The organism is Microlunatus kandeliicorticis, from assembly GCF_014137855.1.
Lineage (GTDB): Bacteria > Actinomycetota > Actinomycetes > Propionibacteriales > Propionibacteriaceae > Microlunatus > Microlunatus kandeliicorticis.
Map to the genome: position 1 here is coordinate 293,086 of NZ_JACGWT010000001.1, position 16,537 is coordinate 309,622.

Sequence of the window (16,537 nt, forward strand, 5' to 3'; positions counted from 1 at the left end):
TGCCCGGTCTCGGGGATCCCGCCCGGCGGTTTCATGCGTCCGCCCGGTGCTCTGCCGGCTCGTCGGGCAGCAGCCACTCGTCCGCGGTCCGTCGGCCGTCGACCGCGGGCAGGTCGCCGAGGACGTCCCCGGCGCTGCGGCCCTCGGTGAGAGCAGCCACCACGGCCTGCGCCAGCAGCTCCGGTCCGCAGTCCGGGTCGAGCACGCGGTGGCCGTGTCCGGCCAGCCAGTCGGCCAGCCCGGTCTCGGTGGAGGCGACCACGGCGCACCCGTGCGCCAGGCCCTCGACCACCGGGAGGCCGACCTGCTCCCGCCAGCGCGGAGAACGCTGCGAGAGCAGCACGGCGACGGAGGCGCTCCGCTGCGCCGCGTGGATCTCGGCCCGCGGCGGGTCGACGACGACCTCGACGCTCCCGGCGACCGCGGGCCGCGCGGCCGCGTCCCGGACCTCCGGCAGGAGGTCTCCGGCACCCAGCACCAGGAGCCGGGCCGACGGCCGGGCCGCGAGCACTCCGGGCCAGGCCGCCAGCAGCTGGGTGATGCCCTTGCGCGAATGGAGCGCTCCGACGAACAGCACGCGATCGGCGTCGCGATCCCGGGGTGGGCAGGTGCACGGCGCGGGCAGCGCCGGCAGAGTCCGCTGGGCCACGCCGCGCAGCGCCGGACCCAGGCGGCGACGATAGAGCGACTCGGCGCCGGGGGTGCCGAAGGCGAGGCGATCCAGGCTTGCCGCGAGCAGTTGGGCACCGGCGAGCTGACCGGCCAGCTTCACCCGCCGCTTCGCGGCGGTGACCGCCCCGGCCCCCCGGACGAGCTGCGCACGGGCGGCCCGGTCGAACGGGTCGCGGTTCTCGATCGCGTAGCTGACCACCTGGAGCGGTCGACCGCGCAGTTTCCGCAGCCGGGCGGCCGCGACCACCGCCAGTGACCGGGGCAGCGCGTCGAGCTGGAGTGGTTCGTTCACCTCGACCGCGGTGACCCGCGGGTTGCGGAGCAGTGCCGTCAGCACGGCCGGCGGGCTCGTCGGGTGCAGATCGAGTCCCTCGGCCAGGCTCGGATCGAAGTCGTAACGGCGCCGTCCGTAGAGGATGCTGGCCGGACGGAAGTCGCGGGCGCGTTCCAGATGGGCGGTGCGGAGCACCGTGTAGCTGCGCGCGCGGGGGTGGCGGAGCGTGGCGGGGGGCATGGACCGGTGCTCAGCTCGTGGAGTGCGCCGGCGCGAAGGTCGTGTCCGCTCGGGACGGCGCGAACCGGGGCTGCTTCCGGGAGGTCGTCAGCACCACCCCCGACGCCGCGACCCCGGCCAGCCCGAGGACCTGGACCGCGCGGGACAGCTCGTCGCGCTGGGTGAGGTCCGCGTCGGCGACGACCAGCGTGGCGTCGCTGAAGGACCCGAGGACCACCGGATCGACGACGGTGAGCACGGCGCCGGCGTCGAGGATGACCACCTCGTAACGCCGGCCGAGGTCGTCCAGCACCGCTCGGAGCGCGGACCCCTCGACTGTGTGGCGAGCGCCGTGTCGCTCGCCCGGGGCGGCATCGGCCTCTGCGGTGTGCCCGGAGCCGAGCACGTCGTAGGCCGTCCCGGGCGCCCTGACCACGGCGTCGCCGACCGGGTGCTGCCCGCTGAGCACGTCGGCCAGACCGGCCTCGGCGCGAGCGGGGAGCGGTCGCTCGTTCGCGGGACGCCGCAGCTGGGTGTCGACGACCACCACGGGTCGGCCCTGGTCGGCCAGCACCCGCGCGATCTGGTGGGCGACCACCGAGCTCCCGCAGTCCGGGGTCGGCGCGGTGACCATCAGCCGCGTCGGGCCGTCGCCGCGGAGCAGCACCGACACCGACTCGGCCAGCCGGCTGTCGGCCGCCGAGGCGGTCGCCCGCGCGCCGGAGGCAGTCGGCGCGCTCCGACCGATCGTGGCGAGCAGCGGGACGCCGACCGTGCGGGCCACGACCCCGGGGGTCCGCACCCGGTCGTCCTGGCCGGTGAGCAGCAGCACCAGCGCCGCTCCGACGGCGAGCCCGACGACGGCGCCGAGCACCACGTCGCGGCTGGTCCGGGGCGCCGAGGGCCCGGACGGCGGCTGCGCGGTCTCGATGGTCTGGACCGAGAGCAGGCTCTGACCGGTCGTACCCCGAGGGCCGATCGCATCGATCAGGTCGACGAACTGGTCACCGACGGCGTTGGCGATCCGTGCCGCTCGTGCCGGGTCCGGGTCGGTGACCTCGAGCTGGAGCACGACGGTGCCGCGCGGAGTGGTGGCCACCACACGCTTCTGGAGCTGGCTCACGGTGTCGGTGAGGCCGAGCTGCTCGATCACCGGTCGCAACACCCGGGCCGAGGTGGCCAGCTCGCCGAAGGACTGCATCTGGTTGGTCGTGTAGGCCGCGCCCTGCTGCAGCTGGTTGGGTGAGTTGGCGCCGTTGAAGGTCACGTACTCCTGCCGCGTCGCCGTGTACTGCTTCTGCTGGGTCAGGGTCAGCCCGAGCACGGCGACCGCTCCCAGCACGGTGCAGACCAGCACCAGCAGGGCTCGGCGGCCCCGCGTCCGGAGCAGGGAGATCGGGGTCATCGGCGTGCTCCTGACACTCGGGGGAACGACGGGGGTGCGGTCAGCACCGGGGTGGCGGCGTCGCGTGCTCGGACCGGCACCGTGAACGGGATCGCCGGTCGGCGCCGCGGCGAGCGTCGTGCGCCGGTCTCGAGCTCGGTGGCCGCGAGCCCGACCACGAACCAGGCGACCAGCGCGTACTGGGTGATGAAGGCCACCGTGAAGAAGGCGGGCACCAGGGCGATCACCGCGATCGTCGCCGCGCCCGCACGCCGCTGCACGGCGCGCAGGACAGCACCGGCGAGCAGGACGAGCAGCACCAGCACCGGGACCCAGCCGTAGGTCAGGCCCGTCAGCAACGCCGCGTTGTCGATCGAGGCGAACCCGCCGTAGGACGGCGTGCCGGTCGACGACAGGGAGTACTGCGAGGTGAGGCCGAAGGGACTCATCGCCGTGACCAGGTCGAGCAGCCGACCGCGGTAGGCCGCGCTGTTCGTGGCCTCGGCACCGGACTCGACGAACACCGTGCGCAACAGCACCAGCAGGACGGCCCCACCGACGACGAGGCCACCGCCCAGGATCACCCGCAGACGTCGCCCGAGCCCGTGTCGCAGACAGACCACGCTGAGCAGGACGGCCAGGATGCAGCACACCATCCCGGTCCGCGAGAGGGTGACCGCTGCCGCCGCGGCCATCACCGCGACCAGCGCGAGGCGGACGGCCGGCCGGAACCGGCTGCTCAGGGCCAGCGCCACCCCGACGGCCATCGACGACCCCAACGCGAGCGAGTGGCCGAAGGCACCTTCCGCGCGGGGGAGTCCGGCCCGCGTCTGGATCGTGCCCCAGACCGACAGGAGGTCGGCGTCGCCGAAGCGGAGATAGGTGGTGAACGGGTTCAGACCCGTCACGAACTCGACCACGGCGAGTGCGCCGGCGAGACCGAAGACCACGGCCACCAGTCCGTTCAGCCATCCGGCGTCGACCGAACGCCCCACCAGCCGCCCGGCCAGGTAGGCGAAGCCGTAGACCGTGACCGCGGTGAAGGCGGGCGTCAGGCCGATCATCCCGAATCCGAGCTCGACCGCGACGACGAACAGCAGGGCCACCCCGACCAGGTCCGGCAGGCTCCAGACGTGCCGGGAGCGGCGGAGCAGCAGGGCGACCACCACGGCGCCGGCGGCGACGCTGGCCGGCTGCCAGTAGGCGATCACCGTCACACCGAGCCAGATCGGGACGAAGGCGAAGGTGACCACCAGGACCGCCGCAGCCAGTCGGGGCCACCGCCGCAGCGCCACCACTCCGAGCACGCCGAGCGCCGCCAGTGCGGCGTACGCCAGCAGGCGGTCGAGTTCGGTGGCCGACATCTGTCTGTTCCGTCCTGCACGCGAGATCGTCTCGGGCGATCTTAGACTCCGCGCCGTCGCTCGACCGCGCTCTGACGAGGCCACGGAGGAATTCCGGGAACGATCTCAGCTTTCCCGGCCGCGCCATTCCGCTGCACCGGCATTTCGATACCGGGACCGTTAGAATCCCCGATCGGACTCCGGCCTTTCGCGCGCCCCGTTTCAGCGTGGACCGGCAGTGGACGGCACCCGACAACCAGCTCCCCTGGTCCCGGAAGGATCGATCGCGATGGGTCTTCGCCCCTTTCTGCGGGCACTGCGGCGGCGCTGGGTCGCGCTGCTGATCGCGGTCGTGATCGGGCTGGCTGCCGGTGTGGCCGCTTTCGTCGTCGTCCCTCAGCGCTGGACCAGCACGGTGACCTTCTACGTGGCGACCACGGCCGCCAGCAGCGGCGCCGTCGACACCGGCCAGTTCGCGCAGAACCGGGTCGCTTCCTACGGCGCCATCCTCACCAGCGAACGCGTCGCCCAGCTGGTCAGCCGGCGCAGCGGTGTCCCCGTCGACTCGGTCCGCGGCCACCTGGCCTCCACCTACAACCAGAACACGGTGCTGGTCACCGGGATCGCCACCGCAGCCGACGCGGCGACCGCGCAGCGGATGGCCACCGCGCTGGTCGAGGTGTTCCCGGGCCTGGTCGAGGGCCTGGACAACCAGAACAAGAACGGGGTGGGGGTCGACGTCGCGCTCGTCTCCGGCCCGCAGTCGTCGACCGGGCCGGTGTTCCCGGTGCTCTGGCAGTTCGGCCTCGGCGGTCTGTTCCTCGGACTCGTCGTGGGCGTGGTGGTCGCACTGGTCCAGCAGGCCCGTCGCCCGACCATGGTCGGGGTGGCGGAGACCGAGACGAGCACCGGGCTGCCGGTGCTCGCGACGGTGCCCGAGGACCCCGTCGTCCAGAGCGGCACCTGGCAGCCGGCACCGGCGTCCGCGCGTGCCGAGGCCTACCGCCAGCTCCGGGCCCAGGTGCTCGCCCAGCGGGTCGGGTCGGCGGACGAGGCCGGACTGGTCGTCGCCGTGGTGTCGGCGACGGCCGCCGAGGGGCGCACCCAGGTCGCGCTCGGCCTGGCCGACGCCGTCGCCGAGACCGGGGCCCGGGTGGTCCTCGTCGACGCCGACCTCGATCGCGCGGCGCTGGCCCAGCTCACCGGTGCCCCGACCGAACCAGGTCTGGTCGAGCTGCTCGGCGCAGCCCGCACGCTCGAGCCGGTGGGCGCGCACGCCGTCGCCCACGACGAGGGCAGCCAGCCGCCCGTCCGCGATCTCGAGGGTTCACCGCTGAAACTGGTGACCGCCGGGGCACGCACCGAGCGAGCCGGTGACCTGCTCGCGGGCGAGGCATTCGGTGCCGTGCTCGCCGACCTCCGCCGGAGCTATCAGGTGATCGTGATCGACACCGCTCCGCTGACCACGGCCGACGGGCTCAGCGCCGCCGGCCGCGCCGACTTCGCCGTCGCCGTCGTGGCCGAGGACCGGACCCGGCGCGACGTCGCGCTCGCTGCGCTGCGCACCGCCGGCACCGCCGGCGTCCGGGTGCTCGGCGTGGTGGTCAACAGGCATCGCGCCGGCCGGACGGAGCTCCGCCGCTACGAGCGATCGGTGGCGGGCGCCGCCCGACGCTGACCACCCGCCCGCCGGGTTCGCCGCGCGCCGCGCCGCCGGCCGCCGGCGTCGGTGGTCGTCCTCGGACGCCTTCGTCGTCGTGCACGTTTTGCCGCGCGATCGTGCACACAGCGTCATTGTTGGGCCGGCGGGGCCGTTGCTAGCGTTCAGAACACCCGATCGGACGGTGTGGTGACACCACCGGCGGCGAGGAAGTCCTAGGGGAAACGGGACGGCTTCTCTCGCGATCGATGCGGGCACGGGGATTCAGGGGATCGGGGACCGACCACGTCCGTCGGCCGAAGCTCGGCCCAATCGCGAGGAACAACTCCCGTGACCACCTTCCGTTCCGTTGCCGCTCTGGCCGCCGTCAGCACCGTGCTGGCCGGCTTCGGCGCCACCGCTCTGCCCGTGCTGAGCACGGCCAGCGCTGCGTCCTCCTCCTCCACGTCCTCCACCGCCGGCTCCAAGCCGACCAAGGTCGTCAAGAAGGCCAAGAAGACCACCACGAAGAAGTCGACCGCCAAGAAGGCGACCACCAAGACCACCGCCAAGACGACGGCCAAGACGACCGCCAAGACGACCGCGAAGGCGCCCGCCCCGGTGAACTGCGCCGCCATGAAGCAGCCGGTCTACCAGCGGGTCAACCCGGCCATCGGGATGCAGCTGCTCACCACGAGCGCCACCGAGGCCGCGAACGCCGGATCCCGCTACGGCTACAGCACCGACCTGTCGGTCGCCTTCAAGGCTGCGACCTCGGGCACGGGCCTGGTCCAGGTGCACCGCCTCGTGCGGGCGAAGGCGTGGGACGCCTACTGGACCGCGGACGCGACCGAGATCAAGACGCTGGTCAAGGCCGGCTACACGGACAACGGCACCAACTTCCTCGCCAGCTCGGTCAGCGCCGCGTGCACCACGCCGGTGCTGACCTTCACCAAGGGCGGGCTGCACCGGCAGACCGCGAGCACCGCCACCGCCACCGCCCTGCAGAAGAGCGGATGGACCAAGAAGGGCATCGGCTTCTACGCCGTCCCCGCAACCAGCGCGTCGACCGTGACCGCTCCTTCGCCGGCTCCGGGCAGCAGCCCGAGCAAGGCCCCGACCAGCGCTCCGTCGAGTGCGGCTCCGGCGAGTGCGGCTCCGTCAAGTGCGGCTCCGTCGAGTGCGGCTCCGACGAGTGCGGCTCCGGCGAGTGCGGCTCCGACGAGCGCGGCTCCGACGAGCGCGGCTCCGTCGAGTGCGGCTCCGTCGAGTGCGGCTCCGACGAGCGCGGCCCCGACGAGCGCGGCTCCGACGAGCGCGGCCCCGACGAGCGCGGCTCCGACCAGTGCGGCCCCGACCAGCGCGCCGGTTCCGGACGCGCGTCGGCTGCCCACCGGCCCGACCGACCTCGACACCTCGGGACGGACGATCCCCGACACCAACTACGCCTTCCCCGCCAACGCGATCTTCCTGTCGACCACCGGCGACGACGCGAACAACGGTTCGCAGGGCAGCCCGGTCCGCACGCTCAACCGCGCCGTCGCCCTCGCGCCGGCCGGCGGCACCATCGTCATCCGCGGCGGCGTCTACCGGGACTGGTACCACGACGCATCCGGGAACTGGGGCTTCATCGGCAAGGCGCTGACCTTCCAGAACTTCCCGCACGAGCAGGTCTGGTTCGACGGCACCGACATCGTCCCCAGCTCCTCGTTCACCGCGGACAGCCTGGGTCGGTACTCCCTGGCCTGGAGCACCCCGCAGTTCTGCCAGGGGCAGTACTACAGCCGGGCCCTCACCGACCAGTCGGTCTCGCCGAACAACGGCCCCTGCGCGCACTACGACAACGCGAACAACCCGTCGAACCCGATGGCCATGGACCCGCAAATGGTCTTCGTCGACGGCGTCCAGCTCCGTCAGGTCGCCGACGTCTCCCAGCTGACCCCGAGCTCCTTCGTCTACGACTGGACGAACCGCAAGGTCGTGCTCGGGTTCAACCCGGCCGGTCACCAGATCGAGGTGACGAAGCGGCCCATCGCGATGATCCTGGCCAACAAGACCAGCTACACCATCCGCGGCATCGGCTTCCGCAAGTACGCCACCAACGAGTACAACAACCTGACCCAGGCGGCGGTCTACGTCGGCTCCTCGATGGCCGTCTTCGAGAACGACGTGTTCAGCCAGAACGCGGCGGGCGGGGTGATGCTGTACAACCCGGTCGAGGGCTCCGCCCTGCGGCACAACGTGTTCGCCGACAACGGCTACACCGGGCTCTGGCAGTACAGCAGCGCCTCCAGCCCGGTGAACAATTTGGTGATCGACTCGAACGTCTTCGAGCACAACAACGCCGAGGGCTTCGGTGAGAAGTGCGCGGCGTCCTGCGGGCAGGCCGCGCTCAAGCTGACCCAGATCAAGGGCGCCACCATCACCAACAACCTGGTCGAGAACTCGGGCGGCCCGGCCAACGGCATCTGGTGCGACCTGGCCTGTGTCGACGTCAACATCACCTACAACGTCGTCCGCAACCAGAACAACCGCGGCATCTTCTACGAGGTGTCCGACCGGGGCGTGATCGCGGCCAACCTCGTGGTCAACAACAACTACGGCATCGTGGTCGGGTCGGCCCACACCCGGGTCTACAACAACACGATGATCAACAACAACAACGGGATCTGGGTCTACGACGACACCCGCCAGTACGGGGTCGGTGGCTGGACCAACGTCGGTCCGGACACCACCGCCACCGAGCTCGTCGGCAACGTGCTCTGGGGGACCCAGAACTACAGCTTCAAGATCAGCACCCAGGTCAACGGGCAGCCGGCGTCGCCGGCCGTCGCCGCGGCCATGATCACCCGGATGGACCACAACGTGGTCTACGCCGGCGCTGCCGGCCAGACCCCGAACTACGTCTGGTGGCAGACCAGCGGGACGACGCTCTACAAGACCCTCGCCGGCTTCCAGCAGGCGACCGGCCTGGAGGGCGGGAGCGTCTGGGCGAACAACCCGGCGGCCAGCTTCGTCGACCCGAGTGCGGGTGACTACCGACTCGCCGCCGCGCCGACCGGACTCGCCGACTCGCTGCCCGGCGACATCGCCGGGCTGCTCGGTGGGATCGCCGGCCAGCTCCTCCCGGGCGCGTTCGGCCCGGGCCGCTGATCTCCGGACGCCGACCGGTCTGACCCGACCGGTCCGGCCCAGAGCGGCGACCGCAGGAAGGGCGGTCGCCCAGGGTCCGGGTGACAAGGGCGAGACCCGGACCCGGGGAGCACCGTGGGCCGCGACCTCTGGTCGCGGCCCACAGCGCTGTCCCCGGTCGACCCGGTGAGCGACCCGATCAGTAGGCCCCGCGGCGGGCGAGCACCGCGAAGACCGTCTTCCACAGGATCAACAGGTCCAGCGTGAGCGACCAGTTCTCGACGTAGCGGAGATCGAGACGGACCGTCTCCTCCCAGCTCAGCAGCGAGCGGCCGCTGACCTGCCAGAGCCCGGTGAGTCCCGGGGTCACCAGCAGCCGGCGCCGGGCGTCGCGGGCGTAGGCGTCCACCTCGGACTGCAGCGGCGGGCGGGGCCCGACCAGCGACATCGAGCCGGCCAGCACGTTGAAGAGCTGCGGCAGCTCGTCGAGGCTGAACTTGCGGAGGAAGCGACCGACCCGGGTCACCCGCGGGTCGTCGACCATCTTGAACAGCGGGCCGGCCCCCTCGTTCTGCTCCAGCAGAGCGGCCAGCCGCTGCTCGGCGTCGACGGCCATCGAGCGGAACTTGAGCATGGTGAACGTGCGGCCGTCGAGACCGACCCGGGTCTGGCGGAACAGCACCGGGCCGCCGTCCTCGAGCTTGACCGCCACCGCGATCGCCAGCAGCACCGGGGAGATCAGCAGCAGGCCGATCCCGGTCAGCACGATGTCGACCAGCCGCTTGAACACTCGGCGCCAGCCCGCGAAGTGCGGCTGGTCGATGTGCAGCAACGGCAGACCGACGTACGGGCGGATGTGCATGCGCGGGCCGGCCACCTCGACCAGGCCGGGGTGCACCAGCAGCTCGACCCGTTCGCCCTCGAGCGACCAGGCGAGCTCGCGCAGGTAGTTGTGCCGCGTGGCCTCACCACCCGTGACCGCGACCGCGTCGCAGCCGAACTCACGGATCACGGCGGGGACGTGGTCGAGGTCGCCGAGCACGGTGAGTCCGAGCTCGGCGGCTCGGGCCGCCTCCGCGGCGGGAACGCACACACCGACGACCTGCATGCCGTTGTGGGTGGCGTGGCCCAGCACACCGACCAGGTCGGCGGTCGACCAGAGGCTGCCGACCACGACGACACGTCGCACGCTGAGGCCGCTGCGCTGGCGGCGGTGCAGGATCTTGCGGCCGACGTAGCGGACGCCGATGCTCCCGAGCATCGCCGGCAGCGCGGTGAAGACCGCGAGCGCGAGAAACGAGCGGAGGTCGAACAGGCCGGCCGGCAGGGCCGTGAGCACCACGAGCACGATCGCCGCGCGGAGCACGGCCCGCATCTCGTCGCCACCGACGCCGACCTTGCGGCGCTCGTACCCGTGGGCCGAGGCGATGGCGACCGGCCAGGCGACGGCCCCCGCGAGCAGCGCGATCGAGACCGGCCAGAACGGACGGTCGAGCGCCTCGAGCACGTGGGTCGCGACGAGCACGGCGATCAGTCCGACGGCCACGTCGGCCAGCACGGTGGCCGCGACGTAGCGCCGGGTCCAGGTGGTGAAACGACTGGTGCGCCCGCTCGACGGAGCGGGGGCAGGCAGCAACGGCGCCGCGGTCCCGAGCATGTCCTCCCGGTCGAGCTCGGAGAGCTCGTCCAGGGCGTGGTCGGTCCGGGCAGTGATCGAGCGGTCCAGTGCGGAGGCGGTATCCCCAACCGTCTCCGGGCCTGAACGCGACTCACCGGCAAGGCTTCGCATTCGACTGTTTCCCCCGTTGTCCCCCAAGTCGAATATCGGAGCAGATATTCGACTCGTGCACGCGGAAACAGCCGCTTGAGCGGTGTCAAGAGTGTGGCCGGTGGTCCCATCCCACCGTCGAGGCCCCCAAGGCTTCGAACGTTCCCCCGTGAACGCCATGAATATTACCGGACAGGGGGACGACGTCCAGAGGTTGACGCGACGTTTCGTGATCGCCGCGTGTCGTTCACGGGCAGGACAGCTCGCGACAGCCGGCCCCCGGTGGTTCCGAGGTCGCAAGATCGCGCACCGGGTGGACCGGAATCGCTGTGTGCACAGAAATCCCGGCCCTCGCTGGGGTAGGGAACACGGAGCGCACCCGCGCACCGGCTCTTTCTCGGGGAACGTGGGCTGTGGCCGAGGACACACGCCCGGAGTGCCGCCGTCTGAGGAAAGGTAATTCCCGCATTCAGTGCTGCTTCAGCAAATATTCAGGAACTTTGCCCGATCGCTTTTTCGCGGCGAATGGACCGGCTCAGAGCCGGTCAGCCGAAGCGCAAGAAGATCAGCTGTCCCTGATCCAGGTGCGACCAAGCGTCCTCGACGGTGATCCGGGCCAGGGTCGCGGTGGGAAAACGCCTCTCGAGCTGCCCCAGCAGCTCCGCGTCCGACCCCGGTCCCGCCAGGTCGAGCGCGAGCTGCGGGACGCCTGGGGCGTGGCCGACCACCAGGGCGGTGCGGACGTCCGCGGGCAGAGCGCGGACGAGTTCGAGCAGCGTGTCGCTGCCCGCCTCGTAGACGGCGTCGGCGAGCTCGACCCGTTCGGAGGCCGGGTCGAGCCCGGGCAGCCCGAGGCCCTCGAGGGTCTGGCGGGTGCGCAGCGACGGGGAGCAGAGGACCCGGTCGGGGAGCAGCCCTGCGGCGCGGAGCACCTGGCCGACGGCCGCCGCCTGGCCGCGGCCGTGCGCGCTGAGCGGGCGGTCCCGGTCGCGTCCGCCACCGACCTCCTCGGCGTCGGCGTGCCGGAGCAGGAGGAGGGTGCGGGACGCGGTGGGTGCGGTCACCCGTCCATCCAACCCGACGGCACGGGTCCCCGTGACCCGCTTACCCTCGTGCCGTGGACGCACCGATCCGGGTCCTGGTGGCCGACGACGACCCGCTCGCCCGGATGTTGATGGTCGGCCGGCTCGGGTCGGAGCCCGGGCTCGAGGTGGTGGCGGAGGCCGACGACGGGGCCGCGGTCGTCGCCCGCGCCGCTGCGGCCCGCCCGGACGTCGTGCTGCTCGACTTCGCGATGCCCGACCTCGACCAGCACCGGGTGATCGGCGCGCTGAGTGGCGCTGCGGACGGCCCGGCCGTCATCCTGCTGACCCAGTTCGAGTCCGACGCGGTGGTGGACGCGGCGCTCCGGGCCGGTGCCCGCGCACAGCTGGTCAAGACCGCCCGCCAGGACGAGCTGGTCCGGCTGATCGCGACGGTGGCCGCCGAGCGCCGCTGACCCGGCTGCCCGCTGACCCGGCTGCCCTGGCCGGACCGGCGTCGTTAGGCTGCCGCGCGTGGCCCTGGTGGAACTGGATCTGGACGCCCTGCAGGAGTACCGGCCCGAGGTGGCCGAGCCCGCGGACTTCGACGCGTTCTGGGACGAGACGCTCGCGACCGTCGACCGGCTCGACCTCGATCCGACGTTCACCCCGATCGACAACCACCTGGCGCTGATCGACAGCTACGACGTCGTCTTCACCGGCTGGGGCGGGACCCGGGTGCGCGCCTGGCTGCACGTTCCCGCCGGCACCCAGCCCGGCGCCGGGCTGCCCTGCGTGGTCCAGTTCCAGGGCTACTCAGGCAGCCGCGGGCTGCCGTACGCCGACACCGTGTACGCCCAGGCCGGCTGGGCGCACCTGATCATGGACACCCGCGGCCAGGGCTGGAGCACCGGCGGCGTCGACCCGACCCCCGACGACGCGCCCGAGGCCGGCATCCACCACTCGCCGGGCTTCATGACCGCCGGCATCGCCGACCCGCACACCTACTACTACCGGCGGGTCTACGTCGACACCGTCCGCGCGCTGCAGACCGCGGCCACCAGCCCGCTGGTCGACCCCGGCCGGTTGCTGGTCACCGGCGCGAGCCAGGGCGGCGGCCTGTCGATCGCCGCGGCCGGCCTCGCGCCCCGGGTGGGCATCCGGCTGCTCGGCTCCGCACCGGACGTCCCGTTCCTGTGCCACTTCCGGCGCGCGGTCGCGCTGACCGACGCCCACCCCTACGGCGAGATCACCCAGTTCCTGGCGGGCTGGCGTGACCAGGTACCGGCCGCCGAACGGACGCTCTCGTACTTCGACGGCGTGAACCTGGCCCGCCGGGCGGACGCGCCGACGCTGTTCTCGGCCGCGCTGATGGACCCGGTCTGCCCGCCGTCGACGGTCTTCGCCGCCTACCACGCCTACGCCGAGCGCACCGGGCAGACCGACAAGCACATCGCGGTCTACAGCCACAACGGGCACGAGGGCGGTGGCCCCTACCAGCTCGGCGCGCGGCTGGCCTGGATCGCCGACCGCTTCGCCTGAGCCGGCTCAGGCCGGGCGCACCGCCACGAAGACGTCGCGGTGGATCGAGGCGTCCACCCGGTGGGCGAACTGCAGGTACGCGTCGTCGTCCCGGGGCTCGAGACCGGCGTCGACGGCCACCGCGCTCAGCGCCTCGCGGGTCATCCCGTAGGTGTTCCAGCTCAGCGCCAGCGCGCCGCCCTTCTTGAGCTGACCCGCCCACACCGGCAGCGCCTCGGTGAGCAGGTCGGCGGCCGACCGGCTCCGTCGCTTCCCGGTGGTGCTCCCGCTGGTGCTGCCGTGGGCGACGCCGTAGGGCGCGTCGGTGACCACCAGGTCGAACCGGCGCCGGCCGAACAGCGCGGCCGAGTCGCGGGCGTCGCCGGTGAACACCTCGAGGTCGAGCTTCCGGCCGTCGACCGGTGAGGTGACCTCGGCCTCGAGCCGCCGGCCGAGGCTCCGGCCCTCGCGGCGGACCGGGTGCAGCTCGCAGCGGTGCTTGAGCCGCTTGCGGCGCAGGTAGGTCTTGAGGAACGCGGCATAGGCCTCGACCGCCTTGCCGTCGGTCTCGACGCCGGCGACGTCGTACCCCTGCCGCAGCCCGGTGCTGAGCGTGGTGCCGCGGCCGCACAGCGGATCGAGCAGCACGGCGTCGTCGAGCGGGCGGGTGGCCGACGCCGCGGCGAGGCCGACCAGCAACCGGGTGAACTGCTCGTTGGTCTTGCCCGGGTACTTCGGGATGGTGACCAGGTCGTCCTCGAAGTGGTCGAGCACCGGCCGCTCGACCGGGCGCAGGAGGTCGCCCTCGCGGACGTAGACGGCGAAGCAGACGCTCGACCGGGCGGCCAGCTCGGCGGCCCGCGGTTCGTCGAGCCCGGTCTCGACCTCGAGGTAGTCGACTCCGGCGACGGTCACCGGCGTGGCGGAGCCGACGGCGGACCCGCCGAGCACGGTCAGCTCGGCGGCGGCCAGCGCAGGGGCCTGCTGGGCGTAGACACGGTTGGCCGAGGGCTCGACCAGGATCAGCAACCGCACCGGAGACCCCCGGTCAGCCGGTCGGCGAGGGCCGGATCAGTGATGACCGGCGGCCTTCGCCCGCTCGAAGCTGGCGCGCACCTCGGCCTCGGCCTCCTCGACCCCCGTCCAGGTGGCGCCCTCGACCGACTTGCCCGGCTCGAGGTCCTTGTAGACGGTGAAGAAGTGCTCGATCTCCAGCAGCAGGTACGGCCGGACGTCGCCGAGGTCGCTGACGTGGTCGCGCCGGCTGTCGTCGGCCGGGACGCAGAGCACCTTGTCGTCGCCCCCGGCCTCGTCGGTCATCCGGAACATCGCGACCGCCCGGCACTTGATCAGGCAGCCGGGGAAGGTGGGCTCGGAGACCAGCACGAGCGCGTCGAGCGGGTCGCCGTCCTGCCCGAGCGTGCCCTCGATGAAGCCGTAGTCGGCCGGGTAGGCGGTGGAGGTGAAGAGCGTGCGGTCGAGCCGGATCCGCCCGGTCTCGTGGTCGACCTCGTACTTGTTCTTGTTGCCCTTCGGGATCTCGACGGTGACATCGAAGGTCAGACCGCTCAGCGGCTTGCTCGGCTTGGACGGTGCACCGATGTTGTGACTGCTCACGGCTGACCTCTCTTATGATGTGCGAACCCGAGGTACCCCTCGGCTGACCTTATCGGCAGCCGCCCCCGGGAACCGAACCGAGACCGCGGCCGGCGGGACCACCTCCACAGGGAGCCGGGTCCGGTCCAGCAGCGACGGACGGAGACGAGTGGCCGGACCCCGGGTGCGCCGCCTCGGCATCGCCGCGGGCGTGCTGGTGGCCGTCGCCGCGCTCGTCGTCGCGGGCCTGCTGACCGGGATCGTCCCGACCGGGCGAGCGGGCGAGATCGCCGGCACCCGGCCGTCCGCGACGAGCACCGGCGCGACCGGCGGACCGTCGGCGGTCGCGTCCGGGACGCCGACCGGTGTGCCCAGCCCGGCGCTGCCGTCCGGGGGTCCGGACACGCCCGCCCCGGTGCTGGCCCCGGTCAGCGGCGACGCCGGGCTCGACGGCTCGGAGCTCGCGGACCGGATCCGGTCGGTCAGCACCAAGGGGCTCAAGGGGAAGGTCGGGATCGCGGTCGCCGACCTGGCCAGCGGCAAGGTCGCCTGGTCCCAGAACGGCCGCACCGGGTTCGCGCCCGCGTCGACCACCAAGCTGCTCACCACCACGGCGGCGCTCGACCTGCTCGGCCCCGACCACCGCTTCACCACCTCGGTCACGCTGAGCGGCAAGCGGGTGGTGCTGGTCGGCGGCGGCGACCCCTACCTGGCGGCGAAGACCGACAGCTCCAGCTATCCGGCCCGGCCGTCGCTCCAGCAGCTGGCTGCCAGCACCGCGACGGCGCTCAAGGCCCGCAAGCTGACCACGGTCAGCCTCGGCTACGACGACAGCCTGTTCAGCGGGCCGTCGTGGAACCCGAAGTGGCCGGCGACGTACAGCGACCAGGTCAGCCCGATCAGCGCATTGTGGGCCGACGAAGGACGGGTCACGGGGTACAGCCCGGGACCGCGGGTCTCCGACCCGCCGCTGGAGGCGGCCAAGGACTTCGCCGGCTATCTCGAGAAGCAGGGGATCGAGGTCACCGGCACGCCGTCGAGCGCGGACGCCCCGGGATCGGCGGCCGCGCCGACCGGGGTGATCGCCTCGATCCGGTCGCTGCCGCTGTCGATGATCGTCGAGCGGCTGTTGACCTTCAGCGACAACGACGCCGCCGAGGTGGTGTTCCGGCAGGCCGCGCTGGCCGCCGGCCAGCCCGGCAGCTTCACCGGCGGCCAGAAGGCGGTGCACGCCACCCTGGTCAAGCTCGGGGTCTGGGTGCCGGGCACGGTGATCTGGGACGGCAGCGGGCTGACCCGGCAGACCCGGGTCGCACCCGACACGATGGTCAAGGTGATCGGGATCGCCGCGGGGGAGGGGACGCTCGCCGATCCCGCGCTCCGCCCGGTGCTCACCGGGATGCCGGTGGCCGGTGCGGCCGGCAGCCTGCTGCAGAGCCACGGCCGGTACGTGGCCAGCGGCACCGGTGCCGCCCTCGGGCTGGTCCGGGCCAAGACCGGCACGCTGACCGGGGTGCACGCGCTCGCGGGCTACGTCCGCACCCGCAGCGGAGCCACCGCCGTGTTCGACCTGGTGATCAACGACACCACCACCGACTACGCGGCCGAGGTCTACCTGCAGCGGGTCACCGCCGCGATCACCGGCTGCGGCTGCTGAATCCGGTGCGGGTCGGTGCGGAGGCCCCACCCGTGAACGATCGTCTGCCGTCTGACGCGTGCCACCCGTTGTCCGGTCGGCGGCACTGCGCCTTCGGTACACTCGTGCTTCACTCGGCGGCCTTGCCGGAGTCGCCGGGTGGACCGTTCGATCCCTTTTCGACCTCCCGTCGAGGATCAAGGACGGCTCGCGAGCTTCTGTCCCCCCGCCGCGCACCGTGGCCAGCACGAGGACGTCGACGCACATGTCCGGCGCATTGGTGCGACGGTGCCACGGCACCCGCCCCGGCCCCGGGTCGGGATGCGGTGGC

The 16,537-nt window shown here is 72.4% G+C and carries 12 protein-coding genes and 1 pseudogene; 6 read left to right on the forward strand and 7 right to left on the reverse strand.

What is annotated here, in order from left to right; genetic code table 11:
- Positions 1–31: 31 nt before the first annotated feature.
- The 3 genes from FHX74_RS01350 to FHX74_RS01360 are packed head-to-tail and all read right to left on the reverse strand — an operon-like array spanning position 32 to position 3,913.
- Positions 32–1,186, reverse strand: a complete 1,155-nt coding sequence (locus tag FHX74_RS01350; RefSeq protein ID WP_182558293.1) for a glycosyltransferase — start codon at positions 1,184–1,186, stop codon at positions 32–34.
- 10 nt (positions 1,187–1,196) lie between these two features.
- Positions 1,197–2,570 (reverse strand): polysaccharide biosynthesis tyrosine autokinase, encoded by a 1,374-nt coding sequence (locus tag FHX74_RS01355; protein ID WP_182558294.1) that lies wholly within the window; start codon positions 2,568–2,570, stop codon positions 1,197–1,199.
- Positions 2,567–3,913 (reverse strand): hypothetical protein, encoded by a 1,347-nt coding sequence (locus FHX74_RS01360; protein WP_182558295.1) that lies wholly within the window; start codon positions 3,911–3,913, stop codon positions 2,567–2,569. Before FHX74_RS01360 ends, FHX74_RS01355 begins: the two co-directional genes overlap by 4 nt.
- Positions 3,914–4,181: 268 nt before the next feature.
- On the opposite strand from FHX74_RS01360, the gene FHX74_RS01365 reads away from it, so the two are divergent.
- The 3 genes and pseudogenes from FHX74_RS01365 (at position 4,182) to FHX74_RS21280 (ending at position 8,684) form a co-directional block, all read left to right on the forward strand.
- A complete protein-coding gene (locus FHX74_RS01365) occupies positions 4,182–5,570 on the forward strand; it encodes a polysaccharide biosynthesis tyrosine autokinase (protein WP_182558296.1) in 1,389 nt (462 codons plus the stop codon).
- Positions 5,571–6,167: 597 nt separating this feature from the next.
- A pseudogene (locus tag FHX74_RS21325) lies at positions 6,168–6,566 on the forward strand (hypothetical protein); the annotation flags it as partial.
- A 435-nt stretch (positions 6,567–7,001) separates the two neighbouring features.
- Positions 7,002–8,684, forward strand: a complete 1,683-nt coding sequence (locus FHX74_RS21280; RefSeq protein WP_407941459.1) for a right-handed parallel beta-helix repeat-containing protein — start codon at positions 7,002–7,004, stop codon at positions 8,682–8,684.
- Positions 8,685–8,862: 178 nt separating this feature from the next.
- Here the strand turns inward: FHX74_RS21280 and FHX74_RS01375 are convergent, their stop codons facing one another.
- Both FHX74_RS01375 and FHX74_RS01380 read right to left on the reverse strand, forming a co-directional pair.
- Positions 8,863–10,320, reverse strand: a complete 1,458-nt coding sequence (locus FHX74_RS01375; protein ID WP_182558298.1) for a sugar transferase — start codon at positions 10,318–10,320, stop codon at positions 8,863–8,865.
- A gap of 656 nt (positions 10,321–10,976) precedes the next feature.
- Complete coding sequence (locus FHX74_RS01380; protein WP_220483370.1) at positions 10,977–11,495, reverse strand: SixA phosphatase family protein; 519 nt, start codon at positions 11,493–11,495, stop codon at positions 10,977–10,979.
- A 53-nt stretch (positions 11,496–11,548) separates the two neighbouring features.
- Between FHX74_RS01380 and FHX74_RS01385 the strand changes: the two genes are divergently transcribed.
- A complete protein-coding gene (locus tag FHX74_RS01385; RefSeq protein ID WP_182558299.1) occupies positions 11,549–11,929 on the forward strand; it encodes a response regulator in 381 nt (126 codons plus the stop codon).
- Between the two features lie 58 nt (positions 11,930–11,987).
- Positions 11,988–12,995, forward strand: a complete 1,008-nt coding sequence (locus tag FHX74_RS01390; RefSeq protein WP_182558300.1) for an acetylxylan esterase — start codon at positions 11,988–11,990, stop codon at positions 12,993–12,995.
- 6 nt (positions 12,996–13,001) lie between these two features.
- On the opposite strand, the gene FHX74_RS01395 is transcribed toward FHX74_RS01390, so the two are convergent.
- Both FHX74_RS01395 and FHX74_RS01400 read right to left on the reverse strand, forming a co-directional pair.
- The gene (locus FHX74_RS01395; protein ID WP_182558301.1) at positions 13,002–14,009 is read right to left on the reverse strand and encodes a TRM11 family SAM-dependent methyltransferase; all 1,008 of its coding nucleotides are present in this window, start codon (positions 14,007–14,009) and stop codon (positions 13,002–13,004) included.
- 36 nt (positions 14,010–14,045) lie between these two features.
- Positions 14,046–14,591 (reverse strand): inorganic diphosphatase, encoded by a 546-nt coding sequence (locus FHX74_RS01400; RefSeq protein WP_407941454.1) that lies wholly within the window; start codon positions 14,589–14,591, stop codon positions 14,046–14,048.
- 148 nt (positions 14,592–14,739) lie between these two features.
- On the opposite strand from FHX74_RS01400, the gene dacB reads away from it, so the two are divergent.
- Positions 14,740–16,227 (forward strand): D-alanyl-D-alanine carboxypeptidase/D-alanyl-D-alanine endopeptidase, encoded by a 1,488-nt coding sequence (gene dacB, locus FHX74_RS01405; RefSeq protein ID WP_182558302.1) that lies wholly within the window; start codon positions 14,740–14,742, stop codon positions 16,225–16,227.
- Positions 16,228–16,537 lie beyond the last annotated feature (310 nt).

What these genes read in the sequence shown, in the direction of transcription:
- FHX74_RS01355 (WP_182558294.1), bottom strand. Translation starts at nt 2,570, where the DNA reads ATGACCCCGATCTCCCTGCTCCGGACGCGGGGCCGCCGAGCCCTGCTG.
- FHX74_RS01375 (WP_182558298.1), bottom strand. Translation starts at nt 10,320, where the DNA reads ATGCTCGGGACCGCGGCGCCGTTGCTGCCTGCCCCCGCTCCGTCGAGC.
- FHX74_RS01365 (WP_182558296.1), top strand. Translation starts at nt 4,182, where the DNA reads ATGGGTCTTCGCCCCTTTCTGCGGGCACTGCGGCGGCGCTGGGTCGCG.
- FHX74_RS01360 (WP_182558295.1), bottom strand. Translation starts at nt 3,913, where the DNA reads ATGTCGGCCACCGAACTCGACCGCCTGCTGGCGTACGCCGCACTGGCG.
- FHX74_RS01350 (WP_182558293.1), bottom strand. Translation starts at nt 1,186, where the DNA reads ATGCCCCCCGCCACGCTCCGCCACCCCCGCGCGCGCAGCTACACGGTG.